The 25,756-nt window shown below is 71.5% G+C and carries 25 protein-coding genes; 12 read left to right on the top strand and 13 right to left on the bottom strand.

Annotated features, from left to right (window positions below):
• Nucleotides 1-738: 738 nt before the first annotated feature.
• Genes MUY14_RS38500 through MUY14_RS38490 form a run of 3 tightly spaced genes read right to left on the bottom strand, consistent with a single transcriptional unit; the run spans nucleotide 739 to nucleotide 4,023 of the window.
• The gene (locus tag MUY14_RS38500; RefSeq protein WP_247016914.1) at nucleotides 739-2,346 is read right to left on the bottom strand and encodes an ABC transporter ATP-binding protein; all 1,608 of its coding nucleotides are present in this window, start codon (nucleotides 2,344-2,346) and stop codon (nucleotides 739-741) included.
• Complete coding sequence (locus MUY14_RS38495) at nucleotides 2,343-3,413, bottom strand: energy-coupling factor transporter transmembrane protein EcfT (RefSeq protein WP_247016912.1); 1,071 nt, start codon at nucleotides 3,411-3,413, stop codon at nucleotides 2,343-2,345. Before MUY14_RS38495 ends, MUY14_RS38500 begins: the two co-directional genes overlap by 4 nt.
• Nucleotides 3,403-4,023: a hypothetical protein gene (locus MUY14_RS38490; protein WP_247016910.1), complete on the bottom strand. Its 621-nt coding sequence runs from the start codon at nucleotides 4,021-4,023 to the stop codon at nucleotides 3,403-3,405. The genes MUY14_RS38495 and MUY14_RS38490 overlap by 11 nt, the downstream gene beginning before the upstream one ends.
• A gap of 77 nt (nucleotides 4,024-4,100) precedes the next feature.
• Here MUY14_RS38490 and MUY14_RS38485 point away from each other — a divergent pair, with 77 nt between their 5' ends.
• The 3 genes from MUY14_RS38485 (at nucleotide 4,101) to MUY14_RS38475 (ending at nucleotide 6,869) form a co-directional block, all read left to right on the top strand.
• Nucleotides 4,101-5,006, top strand: a complete 906-nt coding sequence (locus MUY14_RS38485; RefSeq protein ID WP_247016908.1) for a Gfo/Idh/MocA family protein — start codon at nucleotides 4,101-4,103, stop codon at nucleotides 5,004-5,006.
• A 239-nt stretch (nucleotides 5,007-5,245) separates the two neighbouring features.
• Nucleotides 5,246-5,902, top strand: a complete 657-nt coding sequence (locus tag MUY14_RS38480; RefSeq protein WP_247016906.1) for a VanZ family protein — start codon at nucleotides 5,246-5,248, stop codon at nucleotides 5,900-5,902.
• 175 nt (nucleotides 5,903-6,077) lie between these two features.
• Nucleotides 6,078-6,869 carry a GNAT family N-acetyltransferase gene (locus tag MUY14_RS38475; protein ID WP_247016904.1) on the top strand — a complete coding sequence of 264 codons (792 nt, stop codon included), beginning with the start codon at nucleotides 6,078-6,080 and terminating at the stop codon, nucleotides 6,867-6,869.
• A gap of 51 nt (nucleotides 6,870-6,920) precedes the next feature.
• Here the strand turns inward: MUY14_RS38475 and arfB are convergent, their stop codons facing one another.
• The 6 genes from arfB to MUY14_RS38445 form a co-directional block, all read right to left on the bottom strand.
• Complete coding sequence (gene arfB / locus MUY14_RS38470; protein ID WP_247016902.1) at nucleotides 6,921-7,352, bottom strand: alternative ribosome rescue aminoacyl-tRNA hydrolase ArfB; 432 nt, start codon at nucleotides 7,350-7,352, stop codon at nucleotides 6,921-6,923.
• Nucleotides 7,353-7,354: 2 nt separating this feature from the next.
• Entirely contained in the window at nucleotides 7,355-8,425 is a 1,071-nt protein-coding gene (gene purM / locus MUY14_RS38465) for a phosphoribosylformylglycinamidine cyclo-ligase (protein ID WP_247016901.1), read from the bottom strand.
• Between the two features lie 30 nt (nucleotides 8,426-8,455).
• Nucleotides 8,456-9,982, bottom strand: coding sequence for an amidophosphoribosyltransferase (gene purF / locus MUY14_RS38460; protein WP_247016899.1), 1,527 nt, complete (start codon nucleotides 9,980-9,982; stop codon nucleotides 8,456-8,458).
• Between the two features lie 120 nt (nucleotides 9,983-10,102).
• Nucleotides 10,103-10,408 (bottom strand): hypothetical protein, encoded by a 306-nt coding sequence (locus MUY14_RS38455; protein WP_247016896.1) that lies wholly within the window; start codon nucleotides 10,406-10,408, stop codon nucleotides 10,103-10,105.
• Complete coding sequence (locus tag MUY14_RS38450; RefSeq protein ID WP_247016894.1) at nucleotides 10,395-10,634, bottom strand: DUF397 domain-containing protein; 240 nt, start codon at nucleotides 10,632-10,634, stop codon at nucleotides 10,395-10,397. The genes MUY14_RS38455 and MUY14_RS38450 overlap by 14 nt, the downstream gene beginning before the upstream one ends.
• 384 nt (nucleotides 10,635-11,018) lie before the next feature.
• On the bottom strand, nucleotides 11,019-11,897 hold the full coding sequence (locus MUY14_RS38445) for a helix-turn-helix transcriptional regulator (protein ID WP_247016892.1): 879 nt from the start codon (nucleotides 11,895-11,897) through the stop codon (nucleotides 11,019-11,021).
• A gap of 200 nt (nucleotides 11,898-12,097) precedes the next feature.
• Between MUY14_RS38445 and MUY14_RS38440 the strand changes: the two genes are divergently transcribed.
• A complete protein-coding gene (locus MUY14_RS38440) occupies nucleotides 12,098-12,895 on the top strand; it encodes an SAM-dependent methyltransferase (RefSeq protein WP_247016891.1) in 798 nt (265 codons plus the stop codon).
• 11 nt (nucleotides 12,896-12,906) lie between these two features.
• On the opposite strand, the gene MUY14_RS38435 is transcribed toward MUY14_RS38440, so the two are convergent.
• On the bottom strand, nucleotides 12,907-13,287 hold the full coding sequence (locus MUY14_RS38435) for a sterol carrier family protein (protein ID WP_247016889.1): 381 nt from the start codon (nucleotides 13,285-13,287) through the stop codon (nucleotides 12,907-12,909).
• Between the two features lie 61 nt (nucleotides 13,288-13,348).
• Here MUY14_RS38435 and MUY14_RS38430 point away from each other — a divergent pair, with 61 nt between their 5' ends.
• The 5 genes from MUY14_RS38430 to MUY14_RS38410 all read left to right on the top strand — a co-directional run bounded on the left by MUY14_RS38430 (nucleotide 13,349) and on the right by MUY14_RS38410 (nucleotide 18,180).
• Complete coding sequence (locus MUY14_RS38430; RefSeq protein ID WP_247016887.1) at nucleotides 13,349-14,038, top strand: type VII secretion system-associated protein; 690 nt, start codon at nucleotides 13,349-13,351, stop codon at nucleotides 14,036-14,038.
• 99 nt (nucleotides 14,039-14,137) lie between these two features.
• Entirely contained in the window at nucleotides 14,138-14,953 is an 816-nt protein-coding gene (locus MUY14_RS38425) for a lysozyme (protein ID WP_247016885.1), read from the top strand.
• 193 nt (nucleotides 14,954-15,146) lie between these two features.
• A complete protein-coding gene (locus MUY14_RS38420; protein WP_247016883.1) occupies nucleotides 15,147-16,016 on the top strand; it encodes a lysozyme in 870 nt (289 codons plus the stop codon).
• Between the two features lie 174 nt (nucleotides 16,017-16,190).
• A complete protein-coding gene (locus tag MUY14_RS38415; RefSeq protein WP_247016881.1) occupies nucleotides 16,191-17,102 on the top strand; it encodes a hypothetical protein in 912 nt (303 codons plus the stop codon).
• Nucleotides 17,103-17,106: 4 nt separating this feature from the next.
• Nucleotides 17,107-18,180, top strand: a complete 1,074-nt coding sequence (locus tag MUY14_RS38410) for a pentapeptide repeat-containing protein (RefSeq protein WP_247016879.1) — start codon at nucleotides 17,107-17,109, stop codon at nucleotides 18,178-18,180.
• A 37-nt stretch (nucleotides 18,181-18,217) separates the two neighbouring features.
• Here the strand turns inward: MUY14_RS38410 and purL are convergent, their stop codons facing one another.
• Complete coding sequence (purL, locus tag MUY14_RS38405) at nucleotides 18,218-20,524, bottom strand: phosphoribosylformylglycinamidine synthase subunit PurL (RefSeq protein WP_396126617.1); 2,307 nt, start codon at nucleotides 20,522-20,524, stop codon at nucleotides 18,218-18,220.
• Nucleotides 20,525-20,767: 243 nt separating this feature from the next.
• Here purL and MUY14_RS38400 point away from each other — a divergent pair, with 243 nt between their 5' ends.
• The 3 genes from MUY14_RS38400 (at nucleotide 20,768) to MUY14_RS38390 (ending at nucleotide 24,683) form a co-directional block, all read left to right on the top strand.
• A complete protein-coding gene (locus MUY14_RS38400; protein ID WP_247016877.1) occupies nucleotides 20,768-22,402 on the top strand; it encodes an ABC transporter ATP-binding protein in 1,635 nt (544 codons plus the stop codon).
• Nucleotides 22,399-24,144 carry an ABC transporter ATP-binding protein gene (locus MUY14_RS38395; RefSeq protein ID WP_247016875.1) on the top strand — a complete coding sequence of 582 codons (1,746 nt, stop codon included), beginning with the start codon at nucleotides 22,399-22,401 and terminating at the stop codon, nucleotides 24,142-24,144. Before MUY14_RS38400 ends, MUY14_RS38395 begins: the two co-directional genes overlap by 4 nt.
• Before the next feature lie 86 nt (nucleotides 24,145-24,230).
• Nucleotides 24,231-24,683, top strand: coding sequence for a hypothetical protein (locus tag MUY14_RS38390; RefSeq protein WP_247016873.1), 453 nt, complete (start codon nucleotides 24,231-24,233; stop codon nucleotides 24,681-24,683).
• Between the two features lie 46 nt (nucleotides 24,684-24,729).
• Here MUY14_RS38390 and purQ read toward each other — a convergent pair whose 3' ends face one another.
• Both purQ and purS read right to left on the bottom strand, forming a co-directional pair.
• Complete coding sequence (purQ, locus tag MUY14_RS38385; protein ID WP_247016871.1) at nucleotides 24,730-25,407, bottom strand: phosphoribosylformylglycinamidine synthase subunit PurQ; 678 nt, start codon at nucleotides 25,405-25,407, stop codon at nucleotides 24,730-24,732.
• Complete coding sequence (gene purS / locus MUY14_RS38380; protein WP_086861396.1) at nucleotides 25,404-25,643, bottom strand: phosphoribosylformylglycinamidine synthase subunit PurS; 240 nt, start codon at nucleotides 25,641-25,643, stop codon at nucleotides 25,404-25,406. The genes purQ and purS overlap by 4 nt, the downstream gene beginning before the upstream one ends.
• Nucleotides 25,644-25,756 lie beyond the last annotated feature (113 nt).

Here is a 25,756-nt window from a genome sequence, read left to right as displayed (position 1 = left end):
TTGCCGCGCCGGGCCCGCTCGGACGACCCGCGCTCGGTGCACCGGGTGGTGCGGGCCGCTCTGCTACAGCCCGCGCCACAGCACCGGCCCACGTTGCCGCACCGGGCCCGCTCGGACGACCCGCGCTCGGTGCACCGGATGGCGCGGCCAACTCCGCGGCAACCCGCACCACAGCACCTGGCCGTGTTGCCGCACCGAGCCCACCCGGACGACCCGCCGCACTCGATCCGCCGGATGGCGCAGCCAACTTCGCGGCAACCCGCGCCACAGCACCGGCCCACGTTGCCGCACCGGGCTCGCCGGGGTGGCCAGCCGCGCTGAATCGCGCGGGGGGCGGCCGCAGGCCGCCGCTCGGTGCACCGGATGGCGCGGGCCACTCCGCAGGAGTCCGCGCGACGGCACCGGGCCGCGTTGCGGCGCCGAGCGCACCTGGACGGCCCGCCGCGCTCCGTCTGCCGGGCGGCGCGGCAGGGCGCGAGGCAACCCGCACCACAGCACCGGCCCGCGTTGCCGCGCCGAGCACACCTGGATGGGCCGCCGCGCTCCGTCCGCCGGGCGGCGCGGGCCGCGCTGCGGCCCGCGCGGCAGCAGCGAGCCACGTTGTCGCGCCGGATGGCAGGGACCGCTTCGAAGCGACCCTCGAGACCCACCCGAGCCGGGTGGCGGCGTCAGGTGGTGCGGGCGGGCGCGAAGCGACCCGCGCGGCTCCGTCAGCCGTCCTCGAAGTCTCGCGTCTCCTCATGCCAGCGCTTCCGCGACCTCGTCCACCGTCAGCCACTGCTCCGGGGCCAGGATCTTCGCCACCTGGGGCGCGAACGCCGGGGAGGCGACGATCACCTCCTTCGTCGGGCCGTCCGCGACTATCTCGCCCTCGGCCATGACCACCACTCGGCTCGCCACCGTTGCCACGAACTCGACGTCGTGCGTGGCCAGCAGCACCGCTCGCCCCTGCGAGGCCAGCTCTCGCAGGATCGCCGCGAAGCGTCGTTTTGCGTGGTAGTCCAGGCCGCGGGTGGGCTCGTCGAGGAGGACGACCGGGGGTGCCGCCGCCAGCTGGATCGCCAGGACCAGGGCCAGGCGCTGGCCCTCCGAGAGGTCGCCGGGGTGCGCTTCGCCGGCGATTCCCGGGGCCAGGCGGTCCAGCAGGGCACGCGCCGTCCCCGCCGGTACCTGCGATTCGGTGTCCGCCTGTGCGCACTCGGCTTCCACCGAATCGAGGTACAGCAGGTCCGCCGGTGTCTGCGGGACCAGCCCCACGCGCTGACGGGCCGCTCGTGGCTTGAGCGATGCCGGGTCCGCGCCGCCGACGTCGACCTTCCCCGCCGACCTCGGGCCGCTGCCCTGCACCGCCCAGAGAAGCGACGACTTGCCGGAGCCGTTGCGTCCCATCAGCGCGATCACTTCCCCCGGCCCGGCCCGCAGGTCCACCCCGCGCACCGCCGAGACATCTCCGTAGCGGACCACCACCCCTCTCACGTCCAGTGCTCGACCGGTCACCGAGAGACTAGAACCCACCACCGACAATTTCGGGATCGACGACAGGCGGGACCGCAGCGGACCCGCGACCCGCCGCGCGTCCCGGACCGACAACGGCAGCGGTGACCAGCCCGCGAGCCGGCCCAGCTCGGCGATCGGGGGTGCGATCGGCGACGTCGCCAGGATCTCCGCGGGCGTCCCGGACCGCACCGATCCGTCGCCCGGCAGGTACAGCAGCCGGTCCGCGTACTGCGCGACGCGCTCCATCCGGTGCTCCGCCACGACCACCGTCGTCCCCAGGTCGTGCACCAGGCGGGTGATCGCCGCGAGGACGTCCTCGGCCGCGGTCGGGTCGAGGGCCGACGTCGGCTCGTCGAGCACCACCACGGACGGGTGGGCCGTCAGCACCGAGCCGATCGCCACCCGCTGCTGCTGGCCACCCGAAAGCGTCCGGAGTGGACGGTTGCGCAGTTCCGCGATGCCCAGCAGGTCCAGCGTTTCCTCGACCCGCTTGCGCATGACGTCCGGCGGCACCGCCAGCTGCTCCATCGCGTACGCGAGCTCCTCCTCGACGGTGTCCGTCACGAACCCCGCCAGCGGGTCCTGCCCGACGACGCCGACGACCGAAGCCAGTTCACGCGGGGGGTGCGCGGACGTGTCCAGGCCGGCGACGACCACGCGCCCCGCCAAGCGGCCGCCGGTGAAGTGCGGGACGAGCCCGTTCAGCGCGCCGAGCAACGTCGACTTCCCCGCCCCGGTCGGCCCGGCGACCAGGCACAACTCGCCTTCCTCGACCTCCAGCGACACGTCCGAAAGCACCGGCCGCGAGGCGTCCGGGTAGGTCACCGTGACCCTCGAGAACTCGATCACCGGACGACCTCCGACAACGACGGCGGTGGCGGCGCGACGAACGCCGGCAGCACCGCGACCAGCACGGACAGCGCGTGCACCCAGGAAACCTCCGGCCAGCGCAACGGGCTCAGCGACGGGAACAGCCGGCCCGGGTCGATCCGCGCGGTCGCGAACAGCAGCGCGCACGACCCGGCCCCGGCCACGACGACCAGCGTCTCCGGCCAGCCCCACGGGTCCGGCCGGTACGCCGTCCGCCGCACGCGCCGGCCGCCGAGGACGAACCCCGCGACCGCCACCACCAGCCCCGCGGCCAGCAGCGGCACGCCGAGCCACGACGACGTCCCGTCGAGCACGCCGTAGACGCCGACGCACACGCCGGTCAGCCCGGCCAGGACGCAGGCCGCGATCAGCACCCGCACCCCGCCGCTCAGGTACGCCCGGCGCCCGTAGCCCCGGGAATCCATCGCGGCCGCCAGCCGCAGCGAGCGGTCCATCGCGTCCTCCAGCACCGGCACCACGATGCCCTTGACCGCCCGCAGCCCGCGAGTCCGGCCCGCTCGCAGCCGCCGCGCGCGCCGGACGCGTTGCACGCTCTCGACGAGCTGGGGCGCGACCGTCAGCGCCACCGTCATCGCGGTGCCGACCTCGTAGAGTGCGCCCGGCACCGCCTTGAGCAGGCGTTTCGGGTTCGCGAGGGCGTTCGCGGCGCCGACGCAGACCACCATCGTCGCCAGCCGCAGGCCGTCGTAGAAGCCGCCGAGCAGTTCCTCGGCCGACGTCGGCCCGAGCAGGGACAACCCGGCGGCGAGCGGGATCCGCGGCAGCGAGAACAGCACGTGCCCGCCGTCTTCGCCGCCGACCAGGATCCGGAAGAGCACCCGCGAGGCGACGATCAACGCGCCGACGTACGCGTACAGCCGGAACGCCAGCGCCCAGGGCGCGTCACTCCGCCGGTTCGCGACCACGAACCCGGCGACGGCGATGATCAGGCCGAGCAGCAGCGGGTTCGTCGTGCGGCTGGCCGCGACGGCCAGCGTGAGCGCCCACGCCCACCAGGCGCCGGGGTGCAGCGCCCTACTGCGCACGCCGACGGCGGGCGACGACGATCCCGGCGCCGCCGACCACCACGATCACGACCGCGCCGATCACCAGGCCCCACGGGAACGAGCTGCCCTGCTCGGCGGGCGCGGGGGCGTTGGTGGCGGCCTGCCGCACCGGCGCCACCTTCGGCGGCGTCGGCAGGTCGTTCGCCGTCTTCGGCCGCGCGAACGCCCAGCCCTCGAACCCGCCGGCGACCGGCTTCGCGGTCTGCGCGCCCTCCTGGCTCGACGTCCAGCTGCCCCCGGCGGAGGCGTGCCAGTAGCTCCAGTACGCCGTCGCCGACGGCATCCCCGCGCACGACTCGACGTCGGGCCCGGGCTGCCCCGCGATCCGGCAGGCCACGGCCAGGCCGTACTTCTGCGAACCGGCGACCTCGACGCCGGCGTCCTGCAGGGCCGCGATGCCGTTCGCCGGCGTTCCGGGGGCGCAGCGGATCAGCGGCTGCGGACCCAGGTCGCCGAAATCGACGACCACCGTGACACCGCCGCCCTCCTGGCAGGTCCCGGCCGTGCCCGCCGCCGACGCGGGCGCGGCGCCCACGAAGGCGGCGCCGAACAGGAGAGCGCAGACGACGGCGAAACGGGAGGCGATCATGCAGGCACTTTAGCCAGGACGGCACCCGCCGAAGGTGCGGTTCCGGCGCGACGAGCACCACACCTAGACTGCGGGCCGTGGGACAGCTCATCGCGGACGGACAGCTGCGCGTCGGCCTGATCGGTGCCGGCCCGTGGGCGAAAACGGTGCACGCACCGGGCCTCGCGGATCACCCCGGCACGGCGCTGACCGCGGTCTGGGCCCGGCGGCCGGAGGCGGCGCAAGCGCTTGCGGAGACGCACTGCGCGAACACCGCGGGCAGCGTCGAGGAGCTGTTCGAGCAGGTGGACGCGGTCGCGCTGGCCGTCCCGCCGTCGATCCAGGCCGAACTGGGCGTGCGCGCGGCCGAAGCCGGGAAGCACCTGATCCTCGAGAAGCCGATCGCCGCCGACCTCGAAGGCGCGCGACGGCTGGCCGACGCGGTCGCCGCCGCCGACGTGGCCGCGCTCGTCGTCCTGACGCTGCGGTACTCGGCGCAGACGCAGGAGTGGCTCGCCGACCTCGCCCAGGCGGGCGGCTGGACGGGCGGCGGCGCGCGCTGGCTCTCCGGTGCCCTGCTCGGCGGCCAGTACGCGGCTTCGGAGTGGCGCCAGGACGACGGCGGCGCGCTGTTCGACATCGGCCCGCACGCGCTCGACCTCCTCGACGCCGCGCTCGGCCCGATCACCGGCGTCGTCGCCGCGCGGCGCAGCCCCGGCGACCTCTGGCACCTGATGCTGGCCCACGACGGCGGCGTTTTCAGCACCGCCACGCTCTCGTTGCGGCTCCCGGTGCAGCCGACCGTCGTCGAACTCGCCGTCTGGGGCCGGCACGGCTACCGGACGCTCGGGCGCAAACCGGGCTCGGCGCAGGAGTCCTACACCGCACTCCTGGACGACTTCGCGGCGATGATCGCCAGCGGCACGACGACCCACCCGTGCGACGTCCGGCGCGGCCTGCACCTGCAGACGCTGCTCGAACAGGCCCGGCAGCTCGCCGAGTAGTACACAGGCCCCTCTCGCACGTTTCCGTTGTCCGACAACGGTTTCTGTCGGCGTCCCCGATTTCTTCCACAGGGTTGTCCACAATCTCCACTGTGGACAGTGCGCCTCCTGACCGAACCACGGCGGGACAAACTCCGCCACCGGAAAGATCACCGAATAGTGCGGCTCGCTCGGACTGCCGAGTCGATCTTGCGATGCGAAGGTGATTTCGAGTGGAGGGGTTCCGAGAGAGGAGGCGCATGGAAGCCCTGCTTCGCGCCTTCTGGGGGATGATTCCGATTTCGGCGATCGCGCTGCCGTACGCGCTGCTCGGCTGGCCGCTGCTCGCGGCCCGGCGCCGCCGAAGACTCCCAGCCCGCTTCGCGACCGCGACAGCCGGCGTCGACTGTGCCGCGCTGCTCGTTGCCTTTCTGGTGTTCTGCCTGGTCATCATGCCGGTCGGCGACTCTTCCGAGAGCACGCTCGACCTCGTGCCCGGCTCCGACATCACCGCGGCTTTCGCCGACGACGGGTCACTCTGGCAGGTGATCGGCAACGTCCTGCTGCTCTGCCCGCTCGGTGCCCTGCTACCGCTTCGGCTGCGCCGGCTGCGCACGCTCTTCCGCATCGCACTGGCCGCGCTGCTCGCGTCCCTACTGGTGGAAGGTACGCAATATCTGATCCACTCCGGCCGGGTCACCTCGGCCGACGACGTCCTGCTGAACACCGTCGGCGCGACGCTCGGTGCGGCCTTGAGCCGCCGCGGGTGGCGTGCGCTCGACCCGCCACCACCGGCGCCGGTGGCCATCCCGGCGCAACGGCGGCGGATCTGCGAGTCGCCGACGCTCCGGATGCGCGTGCCGCGTTCGGTGTGGGACACGCGCTACGCCGCCGTCGCCCACCCTAAGCGCCGGTAAACCGGTTGCGGCCGGTGCGAAACTGAGGGCGAAGAGCCCCTTCGAGCCGAGGAATGACCGCCTATGCCTGGCGCCGCGTTCGGCGTCGGCCCCCGCTAGGCCCGACGCCCAGCGACCTGCCCGCGTGCCCCGTTCGGCGGCCGCGGTTCCTCGGCGTGCTTTTCGAAAGGCTCGAATGTCTGCCATCCAGACCTATGTCCGCAAAACGGCCCCGCACGGCCGTGAGACCGAGCGGGTCGGCCCGTTCCTGGCGACCTACTCGCCCGGTACGGCGCACCCGATGCTCAACTACGCGATCCCGGACGACGGCGCGAAGCCGGCCGCGGCCGAGATCGACGCGCTCACCAGCGCGTACCGGCGGCGGGACCTGCTCCCGCGGCTGGAGTACTTCACCGACATCGCCCCCGACCTGGAGAAACTGCTGGTCGGGGCGGGGTACGCGCTCGAACGGCGGGTGCCGCTGATGACCTGCGGCCCAGACGGGCGGGTCGACCGGCCCGTCCCGGCGGGGATCCGGCTGCGCGCGCCGGAGTCGGACGACGACTTCCGGCGGATGCGATCGGCGCAGAACACGGCGTTCGGCGAACCCGCGGAGATCGGCGACGACGAGGTCGAGCGGCTCAAGGCCGGCACCGGCGTGCGGCACCTCCTGGCGGAGGACGTCGCCACCGGAGCGGTCGTCGGCGGCGGCCTCGCGCTCGAGGTCGTCGACGGCACCACCGAGGTGGCCGGGATCGCCGTGCTCGAGCCGTACCGCGGGCGCGGGATCGCCGCGGCGCTCACCGCGCGGCTGACCGGGGAAGTCCACGAGGCCGGTGCCCACACCGCGTTCCTCACCCCCGGTGACCTGGGGATCGGGAACGTCTACGCCCGGGTCGGCTACCGGCCGGCCGGGGAGTGCGTGCACTTGTCCGCCGTTGCCGATCCGACCAAAAGCAGGCCGACGCCAGGCGGCACGCGACCGTAGTCACAAAGCGATGGCCGTGGCTGTGGTCGGATCGGCAACCAATCAGCACGGCTAGTCGTCGAAGCGGCCGGAGCGGCCTCGTTTCACGTCGCTCCGGCGCTTCTTCGACGCCAGGCGGCGCTCCTTGGAACCGCGGGACGGTTTCGTGGCGCGCCGCTTGGCCGGCGGCGGCGCCGACGCGTCGAGCAGCAGGTTCGCCAGCCGCCCGCGCGCCGCTTCGCGGTTCTGCAGCTGCGAGCGGTGCTCACTCGCCGCGATGGTCAGGACGCCGTCGACCAGCCGGGGACCGAGCGCGGCCAGCACGCGGTCGCGCAGGTGCTCCGGGATCGACGGCGACGCGGCGACGTCGAACGACAGCTCGACGCGCGAGTCCGTCGTGTTGACGCCTTGCCCGCCGGGGCCCGACGAGCGCGAAAAGCGTTCGCTGAGCTCGGCTTCCGGGACGACGAACCGGGAGCCGACCACGACGTCCCCGGTCGCCACCGTCAGAACCGCGGGTGGTCGCCCGAGAGCACCGCGCGCGGGCCGTCGACGTCGCCGGCCGGCTGCACGTCGCCCAGGATCCACGCCGGGACGTGCCGCGCGGTCAGCATGGCCAGCGCCCGGTCGACGTCCTCGGCACCGACGATCGCGACCATGCCGACGCCCATGTTGAAGGTCTTCTCCAGCTCGGCCCGCTCGACCTTGCCGCGCTGCCCGATCAGGGCGAACACCGGCGCCGGCGTCCAGGTGCCGCGCTCGAGGCGGGCGACCAGGCCGCGCGGCATGACGCGGGCGAGGTTCGCCTCCAGGCCACCGCCGGTGATGTGCGCGAACGTCCGGACCTCGGTCTCGGCGGCGAGCGCCAGGCAGTCCTTCGCGTAGATCCGCGTCGGCTCCAGCATCTCCTCGCCGAGGGTGCGGCCGAACTCCTCGACGTGCCCGTCGAGCGGCATCCGGGCGATGTCCAGCAGCACGTGGCGGGCCAAGGAGTACCCGTTCGAGTGCAATCCGGACGAGCCGAGGGCCAGCACGACGTCACCCGGACGGACCTTTTCCGGCGAAAGCAGTTGCGAAGCCTCGACGACGCCGACGCCGGTGGCCGACATGTCGTAGTCGTGCTCGCCCATCAGGCCCGGGTGCTCCGCGGTTTCGCCGCCGAGCAGGGCGCAGCCGGCCTGCACGCAGCCTTCGGCGATGCCGCCGACCAGCGCGGCGATCTTCTCCGGGTGCACCTTGCCGACGGCGATGTAGTCCTGCAGGAACAGCGGCTCGGCACCGGTCACGACCAGGTCGTCGACCACCATGGCGACCAGGTCGATGCCGACCGTGTCGTGCTTGTCGAGCGCCTGCGCGACCGCGATCTTGGTGCCGACGCCGTCGGTCGAGGACGCGAGCACCGGCTCCTTCCACTTGTCGAGCTTCAGGGAGAAGAGCCCGGCGAAGCCGCCGACACCGCCCATGACCTCGGGCCGCGTGGCCCGTTCGGCGTGCGGCTTGAGCAGCTCGACGGCTTGGTCACCGGCGTCGATGCTGACACCGGCGGCGGCGTACGTGGCGCTCGTGGACTCGCTCACGGTGGAAGGACTCCCTACTGGAAGGAACTGCTAGGGACGCCGGACGGCGTCTTCGGCACCGTACCCGGCGGGGCTGACCGGGGTCGCCGCGCCATTGACCGAGTCGAGGCTTTCGAGCAGGTGCTTCCCGATCAGCGCGTCCTCCGGGAGCGCGATCGGGTACTCGCCGGAGAAGCACGCCGTGCACAGCCGCGACTTCGGCTGTTCCGTCGCCGCGACCAGGCCGTCCAGGGAAATGTAGCCCAGCGAGTCGGCGCCGATCGAGCGCCGGATGCCGTCGGTGTCGACGCCGTTCGCGACCAGTTCGGCCCGCGACGCGAAGTCGATGCCGTAGAAGCACGGCCAGCGCACGGGCGGTGACGCGATCCGGACGTGCACCTCGAGCGCGCCGGCCTCGCGCAGCATCCGGACGAGCGCGCGCTGGGTGTTGCCGCGGACGATCGAGTCGTCCACGACGACCAGGCGCTTGCCGCGGATGACGTCGCGCAGCGGGTTCAGCTTGAGGCGGATGCCCAGCTGGCGGATGGTCTGCGACGGCTGGATGAACGTGCGCCCGACGTAGGCGTTCTTCACCAGGCCGGTGCCGTAGGGGATGCCGGACCCCTGCGCGTAGCCGATCGCGGCCGGCGTGCCCGACTCCGGCACCGGCATCACGAGGTCGGCCTCGACCGGCTGCTCGCCGGCGAGCCGCCGCCCGATCTCGACGCGGGTGGCGTGCACGCCGCGGCCGGCGATCGTGGTGTCGGGGCGCGCGAGGTAGACGTACTCGAAGACGCAGCCCTTGGGGTCGGGGTTCGCGAACCGGGAGGACCGCAGGCCGGCGGCGTCGATCGCGATGAGCTCGCCGGGCTCGACCTCGCGGACGAAGGACGCGCCGACGATGTCGAGGCCCGCCGTCTCGCTGGAGACGACCCAGCCGCGTTCGAGCCGGCCGAGCACCAGCGGGTGCACGCCGTGCGGGTCGCGGGCCGCGTAAAGGGTGTTCTCATCGGCGAACACCAGGCAGAACGCGCCCTTGAGCGTGGGCAGCAGTTCCATCGCCGCGGCCTCGATGCCCTTGTCGGCGGCGTTCGCCGCGAGCAGGCCGCAGACGAGGTCGGAGTCGCTCGACGAGCCGGTCAGCCCCGCGTGCGGCTTGAGCCCGGCGGCGATGGTGCGTTCGCGCAGTTCGGCGGTGTTGACGAGGTTGCCGTTGTGCGCGAAGGAGAGGCCGCTGCCGGTGTCGGTGGTGCGGAAGATCGGCTGCGCGTTCTCCCAGATGGTCGCGCCGGTGGTCGAGTACCGGCAGTGCCCGACGGCGATGTGGCCCTGCAGCGACTGCAGGATCTGCTCGTCGAACACCTGGCTGACCAGGCCGAGGTCCTTGAAGACCACGATCTGCGAGCCGTCGGACACGGAAATACCGGCGGCCTCCTGGCCCCGGTGCTGCAGGGCGTAGAGGCCGTAGTAGGTCAGCTTCGCGACTTCTTCCCCAGGAGCCCAGACGCCGAAGACGCCACACTCCTCACGGGGTTCCGGTTCGGGCTGGTCGGGCACGAGCTGCGGGTCGGAAACCACCGAGTAGCTCCAGGGAAGACGTGGTCAGGCCGGTTTCAGTGTAGACGGTGCGAACATGAGTCAGGCCCCGCCCGGAGTGGTTCTGACCACTTCGGACGGGGCCCGCAAGCTTGGGGTTCTTCAGCACGCATCCGGCAACGCGAGGATCTCGGAGAGCACCTGTGCGCCTTCGCCGCGGCGGCGCCAAAGCCACCGCTCCGGCTCGAAGATGTTGTCTTCGGTGCCGGGCATCCGGGTTGCCACCACGTCGTCCTCGGCGTTGAGCCGGACCACGTCCACCACGTCGTCGTGCACCCGCACGCCGACGACGGCGAGGACCTCGCCACGCTCGTCGGCGGGGTGGACGAACTGGTAACCGCGAGCCACCAGCTCCTGCAGTCCGGTCTCGATGTCGAAGACGGAGGCGACGGCCTCAGCCGAGGACATCGTCGAACTCACCGTCCTTGGCGCCGGCCAGGAAGGCCGCCATCTCCGCGCGCGTGTAGACGAGCGCCGGGCCGGTCGGGAAGCGCGAGTTGCGCATGGCGATCTCGCCGCTGGACAGCGGCGCCACCTCGACACAGTTGCCGTAAGCGCCGCTGTAACTGGCCTTGCGCCACTGCGCACCGGTCAGCAAGGTCGCCGGGATACCGTTTTCGAATCGCTCAGCCACGTTCCCACCTCTCGAAGCGGAATATGCCCCGGGCGCCGCGTCTGCATGTGCATTTGCCCGCGTGTCGAAGGCTAGCACGTGTGCCTGCAATGGTAAATGCACGTGCAGAAGTTCTTGCAAAGTTTTCGGACGGTAAAGAACCGCTGGGGATGGGTTCACCTATCGGGTGATCGGTAGGTGCTCTTTCGGGTTAACCACTACGAGTGGTTACCGGTGAGAGGGACGGGAATCGGCGGGCGGCTTCGAAGAGTGACGGTGGCGGGCGGCGGATGGGGCGTGCGGGCGATGTCATGAACGAGTCGTTCACCGCGCTGGACGTCATGAACGAGTCGTTCATGACATGGGCGGGCGCAGGTGAGGCGCGACCGAGGGTGCGCAGCGGCGTCAGATCTCCGCGCGACGCTTGGCCAGCAGGGCCCGGCTTCGCTCCGGGGTCTCCGAATCGACCGCGAGCATGTCGAGCGCGCGGCTGTACTTTTCGATCTCTTCGCGCTTCTCGATGTAGTGCGCGCCGGTCATGTACTCGACGTACGCGATGTTCGGCAGTTCCGGCTCGCCGAACCGCAGCAGGGAAAACGCGTGTTCCGCGGACAGGCCGCTGCGCGTGTACGGCAGGACCTGGACCGATACGTGCGGCAGTGCGCTCATCTCGAGCAGGAATTCGATCTGCTGCTTGAGGACCTTCACGCCGCCGATCGGCCGGTGCAGGACCGACTCGTCGAGGACCATCCACACGCGGGGCGCGTCCGGCCTGCTGAACATCTTCTGGCGCCGCATCCGCAGCGCGACCAGCTGGTCGACGCGCTCGTCGGCCATCTCCGACCGGCCGTGGCTGAAGATCGCTCGCGCGTACGGCTCGATCTGGAGCAGGCCCGACACGTAGATCGGCTCCCAGATCTGGATTCGCGCGGCGGCTTCTTCGAGGCCGACGAGGTCGGTGAACCAGTTCGGCATCGTGTCGCCGAAGCGGCGCCACCAGCCCGGCTCGTTCGACTGCTTGACCATGTCGAGGAACGTCTGGCGTTCCGTCGAGTCCTCGACGCCGTACATCGTCAGCAGGTCGGTGACGTCGCGTTCCTTGAAACCGACCCGGCCGAGTTCCAGCCGGCTGATCTTCGATTCGGACCCGCGGATGTTGTACCCGGCCTGCTGCCGGGTGATGCCGGCCTCTTCACGGAGCCGCCGCAGCTGGGAGCCCAGGATCATGCGGCGCGCCGTGGGGCCGATGTTCTGTTCTCCTGCGGACGCGTTCACCGCGTTCATTCCCGGACCTTCCGCGCTCACGTCACCAGGGGGTTCTAGCCCGACTACCGAAAGTACACGTTAACCCGTCCTGCGCAAAGAGGTGACCCGGTTTACCCCATGCGCGCGTCGGCCTACTCTACGTAGAGTACGAGACTTTCGACACAGAACTTGCGAGGTTCAAGATGCCCGACGCCGCGACCCGGACCGAACGAGTTCCCGTGGGGGTCGACCCGACCCGAGCGAGCATCGCGCGCGTGTACGACGCCTTCCTGCTCGGGAAGGACAACTACGAGATCGACCGGGAGGTCCTCGGCCAGGTGCAGAAGGCCGCCCCGGAAGCTCAGGACCTGGCGTTCGAGAACCGCGGCTTCCTCATCCGCGCCTGCCGCTTCCTCGCGAGCCAGACCGGCATCACCCAGTTCCTGGACCTCGGATCCGGCCTGCCGACCGCCGAGAACACCCACCAGGTCGTCCAGCGGATCAACCCGGAGACCAAGGTCGTCTACGTCGACAACGACCCCGTGGTCCTCGCCCACGGCCGCGCGTTGCTCGAAGAGAACGAGCACACCCACTTCGTCGCCGAAGACATCTTCGAGCCGGAGCGGATCCTCGAGAACGAGGTCGTCCGCGAGCACATCGACTTCAGCCAGCCGCTCGTGCTGCTGCAGATGGGCACCCTGCACCACTTCAAGGGCGACAAGGACCGGCCGAAGGCGATCATGAAGGAGTACGTCGACGCGCTGCCGTCCGGCTCCTTCGTGGGACTCAGCCACTTCTTCGACCCGCAGAACGAAGACTCCGAGACCGCGCGCCGCATGGAAGACTTCTTCGTGCACAGCCCGATGGGTTCCGGCACCTTCCGGACGCAGCAGGAGATCGAAGAGCTGTTCCCGGGGCTCGAAATGGTCAAGCCCGGCGTGACGCTGTGCGCCGACTGGTGGCCGGACGGCCCGCGGCTCAAGGAGCTCAACGTCGCGCAGCGGACGATCGCCGGCGGCGTCGGCCGCAAGCTCTGAACGCCCGTCCGTCAGAGGCGGACGAGGGGGAGCCAGTGGGAAAGGTCGGCCCGGGTGCCCGATGCGGACACCCGGCCGTCCGCCACGGCAGTGGTCCAGTCCAGTACGCCGGTGGCCAGTTCGAGCCACGTGCGCGGGTCCGTCTCGATCACGTTCGGCGGTGTGCCGCGGGTGTGCCGCGGCCCTTCCACGCACTGCACCGCCGCGAACGGCGGCACGCGGACTTCGACCGTGCGGCCCGGCGCGTCGGCCGCCAGCGCGCGCAGGCTGAGCCGCACCGCCGCCGCGAGCTCGGGCCGCGCCGGGTCCGGCGCATCGCCCCGCAGCCAAGGGAAAACCGCCACCACCGCCGCACGTAACTGTCCGGGGTCGACCGAACGCGAAGAGGCCATGGGCAAACAGTAGAGTGGCGCACCAAGAGTTTTCAGAGACACCCGAGAACGTGGGGATGAGATGGCGCAGCGGGACGAGGCGGATCGGATGGTTTCGCAGCAGCCCACCGGAAGCGGGCCCGATCGCCCCGGCAAGCACAGCCGCGCGGCGCGGCGCAGCGGCCAGCAGGCCCGGCGTTCCGGGAAGCACGGCACGCCCGAGATCACCGCGGAGATGCGGGCGAACGCCCGCGCCAACCCCGACAGCTGGCTCTACGTCATCGACGAAGCCTTCGACCCCAACGGGCCGGTCCCGTCGTGGGCGGTCGTCGGGGCCTACCCGGTGAACGGCGTCGGCGACGTGGTCGCGGACTTCCACCCCAACGACCGCTACCGGCCTTCGCCGAAGGCGCTGGGTTTCCCGGAGCCGTCGAACGACCTCGAGCAGCTGCTGCAGCTCGTCCGCACCGAGCACCGGCCGCCGTCGGACCTGCCGAAGGTCGTCCTCGACTCGACGCTGTTCGTCTACGCGATGTCGCCGGTGCAGCGCACGGTCATCGGGTTCCACAACACCGACGGCCGCGTGATGGTGCCGGCGTACACGCGCAAGGCGCTGGTGCCGGGCGAGTGGCCGCACGCCCGCGCCGTGCTGGGCCGCGACATCGTCAGCCTGCTCGGCGGTCACCCGGTCGCGATCAACCCGCACGACCTGATCACCGCCGTCGTGCCGGCCGAACACCTCCTGAAGGCGATCGCCGACGAACAGCGCTGACCTGCGGGTTTAACCCCATCGAGTGACCACCCGAGTCGCCGGATCGGCGACTCGGGTGCATCGTGAGGCCGGATGAGACTCACGAGATCGGTGGGGAGCATGAGGGTGCTGCGTCGTTCACCGGAAGTTCGCTCCCTGCTACCCCTCGCCGTCGCGATCCTGCTCCTCGCGGGCCAGACGCCGGCGACGGCCCAGGACGGCTACGCCGGAGCCGAGGAGCACTACGCGGGTTCGCAGATCGCCAAGGTCGAAGGCGTCGGCGCGGTACCCGGCGTGCTCTACGGGTCCGACGACCAGCAGCTCGGCCACGACGTCAGCGGGCACCAGGGCCCGGTCGACTGGCGGGGCGCGGCGAGCTCCGGCGCCAAGTTCGTCTACGTCAAGGCGACCGAGGGCACCGGCTTCGTCAACCCGCAGTTCGCCCAGCAGTACACCGGCTCGTACGACGCCGGCCTGATCCGCGGCGCCTACCACTTCGCGCGGCCGGACATCTCCGACGGCGCGTCGCAAGCGCGGTACTTCCTCGCCCACGGCGGCGGCTGGTCGGCCGACGGCCGGACGCTGCCCGGTGCGCTCGACGCGGAGTACAACCCGTACGGCGAAACCTGCTACGGCAAGGACGCCGCCGGGATGGTCCGCTGGATCAGCGACTTCTCCGAGACCTACCGCGCGGCGACCGGCCGCTACCCGACGATCTACACGTCGACGAGCTGGTGGAAGCGCTGCACCGCGAACAACGGCGGGTTCGGGGACAACCCGCTCTGGATCGCCCGCTACAACACCTACATCGGCGAGCTGCCCGCCGGCTGGGGCGTCCACACGATCTGGCAGTTCGCCGACCGCGGCACGCTACCCGGCGACCAGAACTGGTTCAACGGCTCGGCCGACCGGCTGCGCGCGCTCGCACTGGGCTGAACGGCGCAACACCCACGGTAATAGGTGTTAACCAGTCACCAATTGAAGATCGACTTCCCGAGAAAATCACCCACGCGTATACCCAATTTCACGGAACTGAGTGACAAACCGCCATCTCGTCCTCAACAATCGTGCCCGGGCGGCTACCTGCACATAGCCGCCCTCAGCGAGGGTTCTGTGAAGGGATTCGATCATGTCCACTTCCCGAAGAAGGCGGCTTTTCGCTGCCCTGGTCGTCCCGGCCACGCTGCTCCTGCTCGGCAGCACGGCGCAGGCGGCGACGTTCTCCCCCGAGGCCGACCCGGTCGCCGCGATCAACGCGGACATCGCCCAGCACAACCACGAACTGGGGTCGCAGATCCGGCGCGCCGAAGGCGACAAGTCGACACCGGACACGCAGAAGGCGGCGCAGCAACCGCAGCCCGCCCAGGCGATCCCCAACCAGGTGCTGGCCACCGTCGCCGGCATCGACGTCGCCAGCTACCAGGGCAACGTCGACTGGGCGAGCTGGTGGAACCAGGGCAAGCGGTTCGTCTGGACCAAGGCCACCGAGAGCACCAGCTACACCAACCCGTACTTCGCGCAGCAGTACAACGGGTCGTTCAACCAGGGCTTCATCCGCGGCGCCTACCACTTCGCCACTCCGAACACGGCGAGCGGCGCGGCGCAGGCCCGGTACTTCGTCGCCCACGGCGGCGGCTGGTCGAAGGACGGCAAGACCCTGCCCGGGGCGCTCGACATGGAGTACAACCCGTACGGCGCGACCTGCTACGGGCTGAGCAAGGCCGGGATGACGTCGTGGATCCTCGACTTCCACGACACCTACCACGCCCTGACCGGCCGGTACCCGGTGATCTACACGTCGACGAGCTGGTGGAGCAGCTGCGTGAGCGGTGACTTCTCCAGCACGGCCCCGCTGTGGGTCGCGCGGTACGCGTCGTCGGTGGGCACTCTGCCCTACAACTGGAGCTACTACACCGTCTGGCAGTACACCTCGAGCCCGCTCGACCAGGACACCTTCAACGGTGCCTACGACCGGCTCCAGGCGCTCGCCACCGGCTGACCCGCATCACCCGGCTCCCGGATCGTGACGACTTCGCGTCGGCCCGGCCGGGAGCCGGTTTCATGCCGTACCGTCCGAGCTTGCAGAATGCTGCTCACCACGTCCTGGGGGAACCGCACGGGCCTTGCGGACGTCGGAAGCGCACGAACACCCAGCGCCCGGAAGGCATGAAAGATGACGTACCCGCCTCAGCCGGGCCAGCCCGGCCAGCCCGACCCGTACGGCCAGCAGCCGCAGTCCGGCGGCTTCCCGCAGCAGCCGTACCCGCAGCAGGGCGGGTGGGACCCCAACCAGCAGCAACAGCCGTACCCGACGCAGCAGTACCCGCAGGGCTGGGACCCGAGCCAGCAGCAACAGCAGGGTTACCCGTCGGGCGGCTTCCCGGCGAGCCCGCAGCCGCAGTGGGGCGACCCGAACGCCCAGCAGCAGTCGGCGTGGGCGGACCCGAACGCGCAGCAGTACGGCCAGCAGGCCTGGGACCCGAACCAGGGCGGCCAGATGTCCGGCTGGGACCCGAACCAGGCCGGCTACGCGCAGGGCTTCGGCGGGCCGCCGGCGCCGCCGAAGAAGAGCAAGACCGGGATGTGGATCGCCGTCGGCGCCACCGTGGTCGTCGTGCTGGCGGCGCTGGGCGTCACCGGCTTCGTCGCGCCCGGGTTCTTCCTTTCCAAGGACGACAACACGAACGTCGCGGCCCCACCGTCGTCGAGCACGTCCGCGAAGCCGACTTCGCCGAAGACGACCACGCCCAAGAAGTCGACGACGCCGACCTCCAAGGCCCCGACGGGTTCCGGTGCGTCGGACGCCAAGGCGGTCCTGCAGGGCTTCATCGACAAGCTGAACTCCGGCGACAAGACCGGCGCGATCGCGCTGGGCTGCGCCGACTCGAAGGACCTGCTCGGCTCCTGGCTCGACACGTTCCTCAAGCCGCCGCTGAAGCTGGAGCTCGGCGAGGTGCCGGACGACGAGTACCTGGTCGAGGGCCAGGTCACCGGGACGTCCGCCGGCAAGAACGTCAAGGGCACGTTGAGCGCGACGAACTTCGACGACAAGGGTTTCTGCGTCAGCACCATGCTGGTTTCCTGAGCGGGTGAAGCTGTGGCGATCACCGCTGGCGTGGACGTTCTTCGCGTCGCTGGTGCTGCTGGCGGGGGTCGGCGGCTGGCTGCTGACCGACCCCGCCACCAGCCGCAGTGACGCGCTGAAGACGGGCGGCCTCGCCGGCGGCGCGATCGTGGCGCTGTACGCGCTGTGGCTCAACGACCGGCGCCGCCGGGTCGAGGAACGCCGCCAGGACATCGAGCGACGGCGGCACGAACTCGAGGCGCAGCGCGCCGAACAGGACCGCGAGCGGGTGGCGGACGAGCGGTTCGCGAAGGCGGTCGAGCTGCTCGGCCACGCGGCGGACCAGGTCAGGGTAGGCGCGCTGCACGCGTTGGCGGGGCTGGCGCGAAGCCGCCCGGAGTACACGCAGACGGTGCTGGACGTCCTGTGCTCGTACCTGCGGCGGCCGTTTTCCCACACCCGGCCCACGGGCGCCGATCCCGACCCGGAGCAGGAACGCGAACTCACGGTCCGGCTCACCGCGCAACGGCTGGTCACCGACCTGCTCCCGGCGCGCGACGACGAAGCCCCGGCCTACGACCTGGACCTGACCGGCGCCCGGCTGGAGTACCTCGACCTCTCGGGCAAGCTGATCGGCGGCCTGCTGCTCCGGTACGCGTCGCTGCACAGCAGCACGAACCTGAGCGGCTGCCGCTTCAAAGGCCGGGTGTACTTGACCGCCGCCGGTACCGAAACCGGCCGCCTGGTGGGGTACTTCCGGTGCCGCGGCGCCGTTTTCGAAAGTCACGCGTGGTTCAGCGGAACGGCTTTCGCCGAGGACGCGGACTTCACGGACACGACGTTCGCCGGACCGACCACGTTCAAGGAGGCGGAGTTCGCCAAGGACGCGGTGTTCGCCGGGGCCGTCAGTTCAGGCTCCCTCGACCTTCGGCGGGCTACTTTCGCCGGGCAGACCGACCTGCGGTTCGCGTCGCTGCCGGAGTCGGTTTCGCTGTACAACACGCGGGTCCAGGCGGAGAAGGACGTGCAGCTGCCGGACGTTTGGGACGTCGAGCAACTCCGCGACGGGGACCTGCGGATCGTCGCGAAGCACGGCTGAGCGGAGGGCACCGGCCGGAGCCGGCGCCCTCCGGGGCTCAGTCGAACAGCGCCGGCAGGGCGCCTTCCCAGGCTCCGCGCAGCTCGTCCAGCGAGAACTCCGTGATGCCCTGCAGTTCGAGCGTGCCCGATTCCGGGTCCACCACGCCGGTCTTGCGCCACGGGAGGCCGCGCGCGGTCAGCATCTCCGTGAAGCGCAGCTCTTCCGTGCGCGGGACCGCCACCAGGACGCGGCCGGCCGACTCGGAGAAGAGCTGGACGAACGGGTCCTGGTCGCTGTCCAGGAAGATCCGGGCGCCGCACTGTCCGATGAGGATGGTCTCGACCAGGGTCTGGATCAGGCCGCCGTCCGAAAGGTCGTGCGCCGCCGAGATCATGCCGTCGCGGGAGCCCGCCACCAGGATCTCGCCCAGCAGCTTCTCGCGGGCCAGGTCGACCTTCGGGGGCACGCCGCCGAGGTGGCCGTGGAGCTCGCGGGCCCAGGCCGAACCGTCCAGTTCGTCGTGCGTTTCGCCCAGCAGCAGCAGGGTTTCGCCCGCTTCCGCGCCGATGCCGGTCGGGATGCGGCGGGTGACGTCGTCGATCACGCCGAGGACGCCGATCACCGGGGTCGGCAGGATCGCCGTCGAACCGGTCTGGTTGAAGAAGCTCACGTTGCCGCCCGTCACCGGGATGCCGAGCTCGACGCAGCCGTCCGCGAGGCCGTGGACCGCCTGCTCGAACTGCCACATCACGCCCGGGTCGGTGGGAGCGCCGAAGTTCAGGCAGTCCGACACCGCGACCGGGGTCGCGCCGCCCGTGGCCACGTTGCGGTACGCCTCCGCCAGCGCCAGCTGCGCGCCGCGGTACGGGTCGAGGTAGACGAACTTGCTGTTGCAGTCCGTCGCGACCGAGACGCCACGGCCACTCGACTCGTCGATCCGGATCATGCCGGAGTCCGACGGCTGCGAAAGCACGGAGTTGCCGCGCACGTACCGGTCGTACTGCGAGGTGACCCATTCCTTCGACGCCTGGTTCGGCGACGAGATCAGCCGCAGCACGTCCGCGCGCAGTTCGTCCGGAGTGGACGGACGCGGCAGCTTCGCCGACGTGTCCGCGATCAGCGCGTCCTGAGTGGACGGACGCTCGATCGGCCGGTCGTACACCGGGCCCTGGTGGGCGACCGTGTGCGCCGGGACGTCGACGACGACCTCGTCGTTCCAGGTGATCACCAGGTGCTCGCCGTCGGTGACCTCGCCGATGTCGGTGGCGATGACGTCCCACTTGCGGCAGACCGCCATGAACGCCTCGACGTTCTCCGGCGAGACGACCGCGCACATGCGCTCCTGCGACTCGCTCGAGAGCACCTCGGCGGGGGTCATCCCGGTGGCGCGCAACGGAACGCGGTCGAGGTAGATGTGCATGCCGCCGTCGCCGGCCGCGGCCAGCTCGGACGTCGCGCAGGACAGGCCGGCGCCGCCGAGGTCCTGGATGCCGACGACGAGCTTCTGCGCGAACAGCTCGAGGCAGCACTCGATGAGCACCTTCTCGGTGAACGGGTCGCCGACCTGGACGCTCGGCAGCTTCTTGCGGCCGCCCGAGGACTCGTCACCCGAAAAGGTGTCACTCGCCAGGACGGAAACGCCGCCGATGCCGTCGAGGCCGGTGCGCGCGCCGAACAGGATGATCTTGTTGCCGGTGCCGGACGCGAACGCCAGGTGCAGGTCTTCGACGCGCATCGCGCCGACGCACAGGGCGTTCACCAGCGGGTTGCCGGCGTAGGACGGGTCGAAGACGAGCTCGCCGCCGATGTTGGGCAGGCCGAGGCAGTTGCCGTAGCCGCCGACGCCGGCGACGACCCCGGGCAGCACGCGCTTGGTGTCGGGGGCGTCGGCCGGGCCGAAGCGCAGCGCGTCGGCGACCGCGAGCGGCCGCGCGCCCATCGCCATGATGTCGCGGACGATGCCGCCGACGCCGGTCGCGGCGCCCTGGTACGGCTCCACATAGGACGGGTGGTTGTGGCTCTCCACCTTGAAGGTGACCGCCCAGCCCTCGCCGATGTCGACGACGCCCGCGTTTTCGCCGATGCCGGCCAGCATCTTGGCCTTCATCTCGTCGGTGGCGGTCTCCCCGAAGTACCGCAGGTGCTTCTTCGACGACTTGTAGGAGCAGTGCTCGCTCCACATCACCGAGTACATCGCCAGCTCGGCATCGGTGGGCCGGCGGCCGAGGATCTCCCGGATGCGGGCGTACTCGTCGTCGGCGAGGCCCAATTCACGATACGGCTGGGTGTGCTCCGGGGTCGCCCCGGCGCGCTCGGTGGTGTCAACGGTGCTGGTCACGGTGTCCGTGTCAGGGTTCGCCACGGCCGCCAGGATACGGGCAGGCCGGTGGCGCCCCGGACGGTGGGCCACCGAAATCGGACGGCCCCCGGCGGGTGTGAGCGGCGCGACACCGCGGCCCGGCATGGGGACGACCCGGGGCGCCCCCGAGTGCGCGGGCCCGGAATTGTCGGACCCCGCGAGTAACGTTGAAACCGGGGGTCCCCCGAGCCGCGCGGCGCGAAAATCGGTCGCCTTCGCCCGGGTGTCGGCTTACCGTCGACAATCGTGCTTTCCGCCACATACCCCCTTCCGCCGCTGCGGCTGCCCGCACGGCCGAGCGCGAGCCGCTTCCTGCTCGCCGTCTTCCGGGCCCGGCTCGGGACGGTGCTGGGCGCCGCCGCGATCGGTGTCGTCTGGGCGCTTCCCGGCGCGCTGCTGCCGCTGGTCGTCGGCCAGGGCATCGGCGCGATCACCGCGCACGACGGTGCCGCGGTCGGGCGCTGGGCGCTCGTCGCGGCCGTGCTCGGCCTGGTGCAGACGGTCTTCGGGACCTGGCTGCACTTCCTCAACTACGGCCTGTGGCTGCACGGCGCGGGCACCACCCAGCGGACCGTGTCGGCGCACACCACCCGCGTCGGCGCCGGGCTGCGCGAGCAGACGACGACCGGCAACCTGGTCGCCGTCAGCACCACCGACATCAACCACATCGGGAACACGGTCGAGATGACCGGGCGGGCGTTCGGCTCGCTGCTGGCGTTCGTCGTGGTCGCGGTCTGGCTGGTCTCGACGTCGCCGCTGCTGGGCGTGGTCGCGCTGGTCGGCGTGCCGGTCGCGGTGCTCGGCATCGGCCCGCTGCTCGCCCCGCTGCAGAAGCGCAAGGCGAAGCAGCGTGAGCAGCGCGGGGACGTCAACGCGCTGGGCGCGGATATCGTGTCCGGCCTGCGGATCCTGCGGGGCATCGGCGGCGAGCGGCGGTTCTTCACCCGCTTCCGGGAGACGAGCCAGCGGGTGCGGCGGGCCGGCATCGAGGTCGGCAAGGCCGAGGCGTGGCTGGCCGCGGCGGAGATCGCGCTGCCCGGCCTGGTCACCGTGGTGATCACCTGGCTCGGCGCGCGGCTGGCCGTGGCCGGCTCGATCGGAGTCGGGCAGCTGGTGGCGTTCTACGGCGTTTCGGCGTTCCTGATCTGGCCGGTCACCGCCGCGACGGAGGCGGTCGGCTCGATCACGTCCGGGCTGGTCGCGTCGCGGAAGGTCGTGGCGCTGCTGGCGATCCACCCGAAGCTGGCGGACCCGGAGACGCCGGAGCCGCTGCCCGACGGGCCGCTGGAGCTGGTGGACACCGAGTCCGGGGTGCGGGTCGCGCCCGGCAGGCTGACGGTCGTCGACTTCGGCGCCGACGGCGAAGCGGTGGCCGACCGGCTGGCCCGGTTCGCCGACCCGGCCGAGGGCGAAGCGGTGCTGGTCGGCGGCGTCCGGGCGGAGCGGGTCGCGCTCGCGGAGCTGCGGCGGCGGATCGTCTACGCGCACAACCAGGACATCTGGTTCTCCGGCGTGCTGCGCGAGCAGCTGGCGCCGGCGCGGACGTCCGGCGTCGACCTCACCGAAGCGCTGTACGCGGCCGACGCCGACGACATCGTGGAGGCGCTGCCCGAAGGCGTCGACGAGGTGATCGGCGAGCGCGGCCGCGAGGTGTCCGGCGGCCAGCGGCAGCGGCTCAACCTGGCCCGCGCGCTGGCGACCGACGCCGACGTCCTGGTGCTGGACGAGCCGACGTCGGCGGTCGACGCGCACACGGAGGCCCGCATCACCGAGCGCGTCGCGGCACTGCGCCGCGGCCGGACGACGGTGGTGTTCAGCCAGAGTCCTTTGTGGACACATGTGGCGGACGAAGTCTTCACGGCGAAAGTAGTGACGGTATGAAACGGCTTCCCACGGCGTCCCGGCGGGACGTCCGCCGCTGGGCGCGGCGCACGGTGGTGGTCAACAAACGCGAGTTCGGCCTGCTGCTGGGCGCGCTGGCGGTGGCCACGGTGATCGGGCTGGCCGGGCCGCAGCTGCTCGGCTCGCTCGTCGACGACGTCGCGGCCGGCACCACCACCGGCCACGTCGACCTGCTCGCGGTGGCGTTCGTCGCGATCATGGCGCTGCAGGCGCTGGCCAGGAAGATCGCGCGGATGCGCGGCGCGGTGTTCGGCGAGCAGGTGCTGGCCAACACCCGCGAGGAGTTCGTCGGGACGGCACTGCGGCTGCCGCTCGGCACCGTCGAGGCGGCGGGCACCGGCGACCTGCTCAGCCGCGCCACCACCGACCTCGGCCGGATCGACCACGCGGCGCGGTTCGCGGCGCCGGAGATCCTGGTCGCGGCGGTGACCGTGGTGTTCACGGTGATCGCGATGGTGCTCACGTCGCCGCTGCTCTCGCTCGGCCTGCTGGTCGCGGTGCCGCTGCTGGTGCCGGTCAACGTCTGGTACCAGCGGCGGATCCCGGCGGTCATGCAGTGGATGCTGGACCGCTGGGCGGACCTGACCACCAGCGTCCACGAGACGGCGGAGGGCGCGCGCACGGTCGAGGCGCTCGGGCTGACCGAGCGGCGGGTCGGCGCGGCGTACGACGCGCTGGACCGCAGCATCCACGGCGAGCGCCGGATGCGCGCGCTGCAGCTGCGCTGGCTGCCGTCGCTGGAGATCAGCTACGTCGTCCCGCTGGCGGTCATGCTGCCGCTCGGGCTGCTCGCGTACACGCGGGGCTGGGCCGGGCTCGGCGAGATCACCACGATGCTGCTGTACATGCAGGCGATGGCGGCGCCGCTGAACGAGGCGCTGTTCTGGCTGGAGGACCTGCAGGTCGCGGCGGCCGCGGCGCGCCGGATCCTCGGCGTCCACGCGGTGGCCTCCGAGGAGGCGCCGAAGGTGCAGGAGGTGCCGCGCGGGCGTGACATCGACGTGCACGACGTCCGGTTCGCCTACACCGCGGACCGCGAGGTGCTGCACGGCATCGACCTGCGCGTCCCGCGGGGCGAGCGGCTGGCGATCGTCGGCCCGTCCGGCGCGGGCAAGTCGACGCTCGGCCGGCTGCTGGCGGGCATCGCGGCGCCGTCGTCGGGTTCGGTGCGCATCGGCGGCCAGGACGTCTCGGCACTGGCCGACGACGTCCTGCGCGGCGAGGTGCTGCTGCTGACCCAGGAGCACCACGTCTTCTCGGGGACGCTGCGGCAGAACCTGGCGCTGCCGGCCCGTCGCGCGGGTGGCGACTGGACCGACGAGGAGCTGCTGGCGGCGCTGACGTCGGCGGGCGCGTCGGACTGGGTCGCGACGCTGCCGTCCGGGCTGGACACGAAGCTGGGCTCCGGCGAGCACCCGGTGCCGGCGGCGATCGCGCAGCAGCTGGCGCTAGCCCGGGTGGTGCTGGCCGACCCGCACACGCTGGTGCTGGACGAGGCGACGTCGCTGCTGGACACGGGCTCGGCGCGGGACCTGGAGCGGTCGTTGAACAGCGTGCTGTCCGGGCGCACGGTGATCGCGATCGCCCACCGCCTGCACACAGCGGCGGCGGCCGACCGGGTGGCGGTGGTGGAGGACGGCCGCATCACGGAACTGGGGCCGCACTCGGCCCTGCTGGCGGCGGGCGGCTCGTACGCCCGGCTGGTGGCGGCGGCTTCGTAGTCCCGGAAGCCGCCTCAACCGCGGGGCCGGGTCGGGCGTGTTCACGATGCCGGGGCACACCCGGCCCGACCCTGAGGAGAAGCCCGATGACGTCGACACGCCGAGCCCCGCGAGCCGGGGCGGCCGCCGCCGGGATCGCGATCACCGCCGCTGCGATGGCGGCCACGCCGGCCGCGGCGGCGACCTGGCCGAACGACAGCTTCGACCTGTGTCCCACCACTTGCGCCGTCGGCGGCACCCTGGGTGGTGTCGCGTGGGGCAACCGGACCGCGACCGTGCAGGGCACCATGACCGACATCGAGGGTTCCGGCACGACCGTCTACTTCGAGGCCTACGCGGGCTCGGTGAAGATCGACAGCACGACCCGGAGCACGCCCGCCGACAAGACCGAGCCGTTCCACTTCACGATCGGGGACCCGGACCGCGTCGGCGGCTTCGACCGCCTCAAGATCCAGGTGTGCCAGGGCGGGCCCAGCTGGTGCAGCAGGCCGGTCAACGCGGACCGCGACGGGGTGGCCGAGGCGCTGTCCAGCCTCTGAACGCGACCAGCCGGGACACCTCAGGAGGTGCCCCGGCTGCTTCGCGTCAGGCCTTGACCAGCGCGTCCACCGCGCTGAAGAACATCCCGAGCCCGTCGTCCGACGGGCCGGTCAGCGCGTCGATCGCGTGCTCCGGGTGCGGCATCAGGCCGACCACGCGGCCGTTTTCGCTGCGGATGCCCGCGATGTCGTTGCGGGAGCCGTTCGGGTTGCCGCCGACGTAGCGGAACACCACGCGGCCCTCGCCCTCCAGCTCGTCCAAAGTGGACTGCTCAGCCATGTAGCAGCCGTCGATGTTCTTCATCGGGATGAGGATCTCGGCGCCCTCTTCGTAGCGCGTGGTCCACGCCGTCGAGGTGTTCTCCACCCGGAGCCACTGGTCGCGGCAGATGAAGTGGAGGCCCTGGTTGCGGATCATCGCGCCCGGTAGGAGCCCGGCCTCGCACAGGATCTGGAAGCCGTTGCAGATGCCGAGGACCGGCATGCCGCCGCGGGCCGCCTCGATCACCGGGGTCATCACCGGGGCGAAGCGGGCGATCACGCCCGCGCGCAGGTAGTCGCCGTACGAGAAGCCGCCCGGGACGACGACCGCGTCGACGTCGTGGAGGTTCTCGTCCGCGTGCCAGAGCGGGACCGCCTCACCGCCGGCGTAGCGGACCGCGCGGGCCGCGTCGCCGTCGTCCAGGGTGCCCGGGAAGGTGATGACGCCGATGCGGGCGCTCACGCCTCCACCCGCTTGATGGTCCACTGCTCGATCACCGGGTTCGCGAGGAAGCCCTCGGCGATCTTCTCGAGCGTCGCGTCGTCGACCGTGTCGTCGACCTCGATCTCGAAGTGCTTGCCCTGGCGGATCTCCTTGATCCCGGTGAAGCCGAGGCGGCCGGCGGCGCCGAGCGCGGCCTGCCCCTGCGGGTCGAGGATTTCGGGCTTGGGCATGACGTCGACGACGACTCGGGCCACGGCAGGCTGCTCCTTATTCACGCAGGTCGTGGGTACCGGGCCAGCATAGTTGACCCTGTTCGCCGCCCTCGCGCCCAGGTGGCGAGGGCCACCGGAAAACCTAGACTGGCCGA

The sequence above is a fragment of the Amycolatopsis sp. FBCC-B4732 genome (assembly GCF_023008405.1).
Taxonomy (GTDB): Bacteria; Actinomycetota; Actinomycetes; order Mycobacteriales; family Pseudonocardiaceae; genus Amycolatopsis; species Amycolatopsis pretoriensis_A.
Note: the sequence above shows the minus strand (reverse complement) of the source record. Positions and strands in the feature narration are given on the sequence as shown.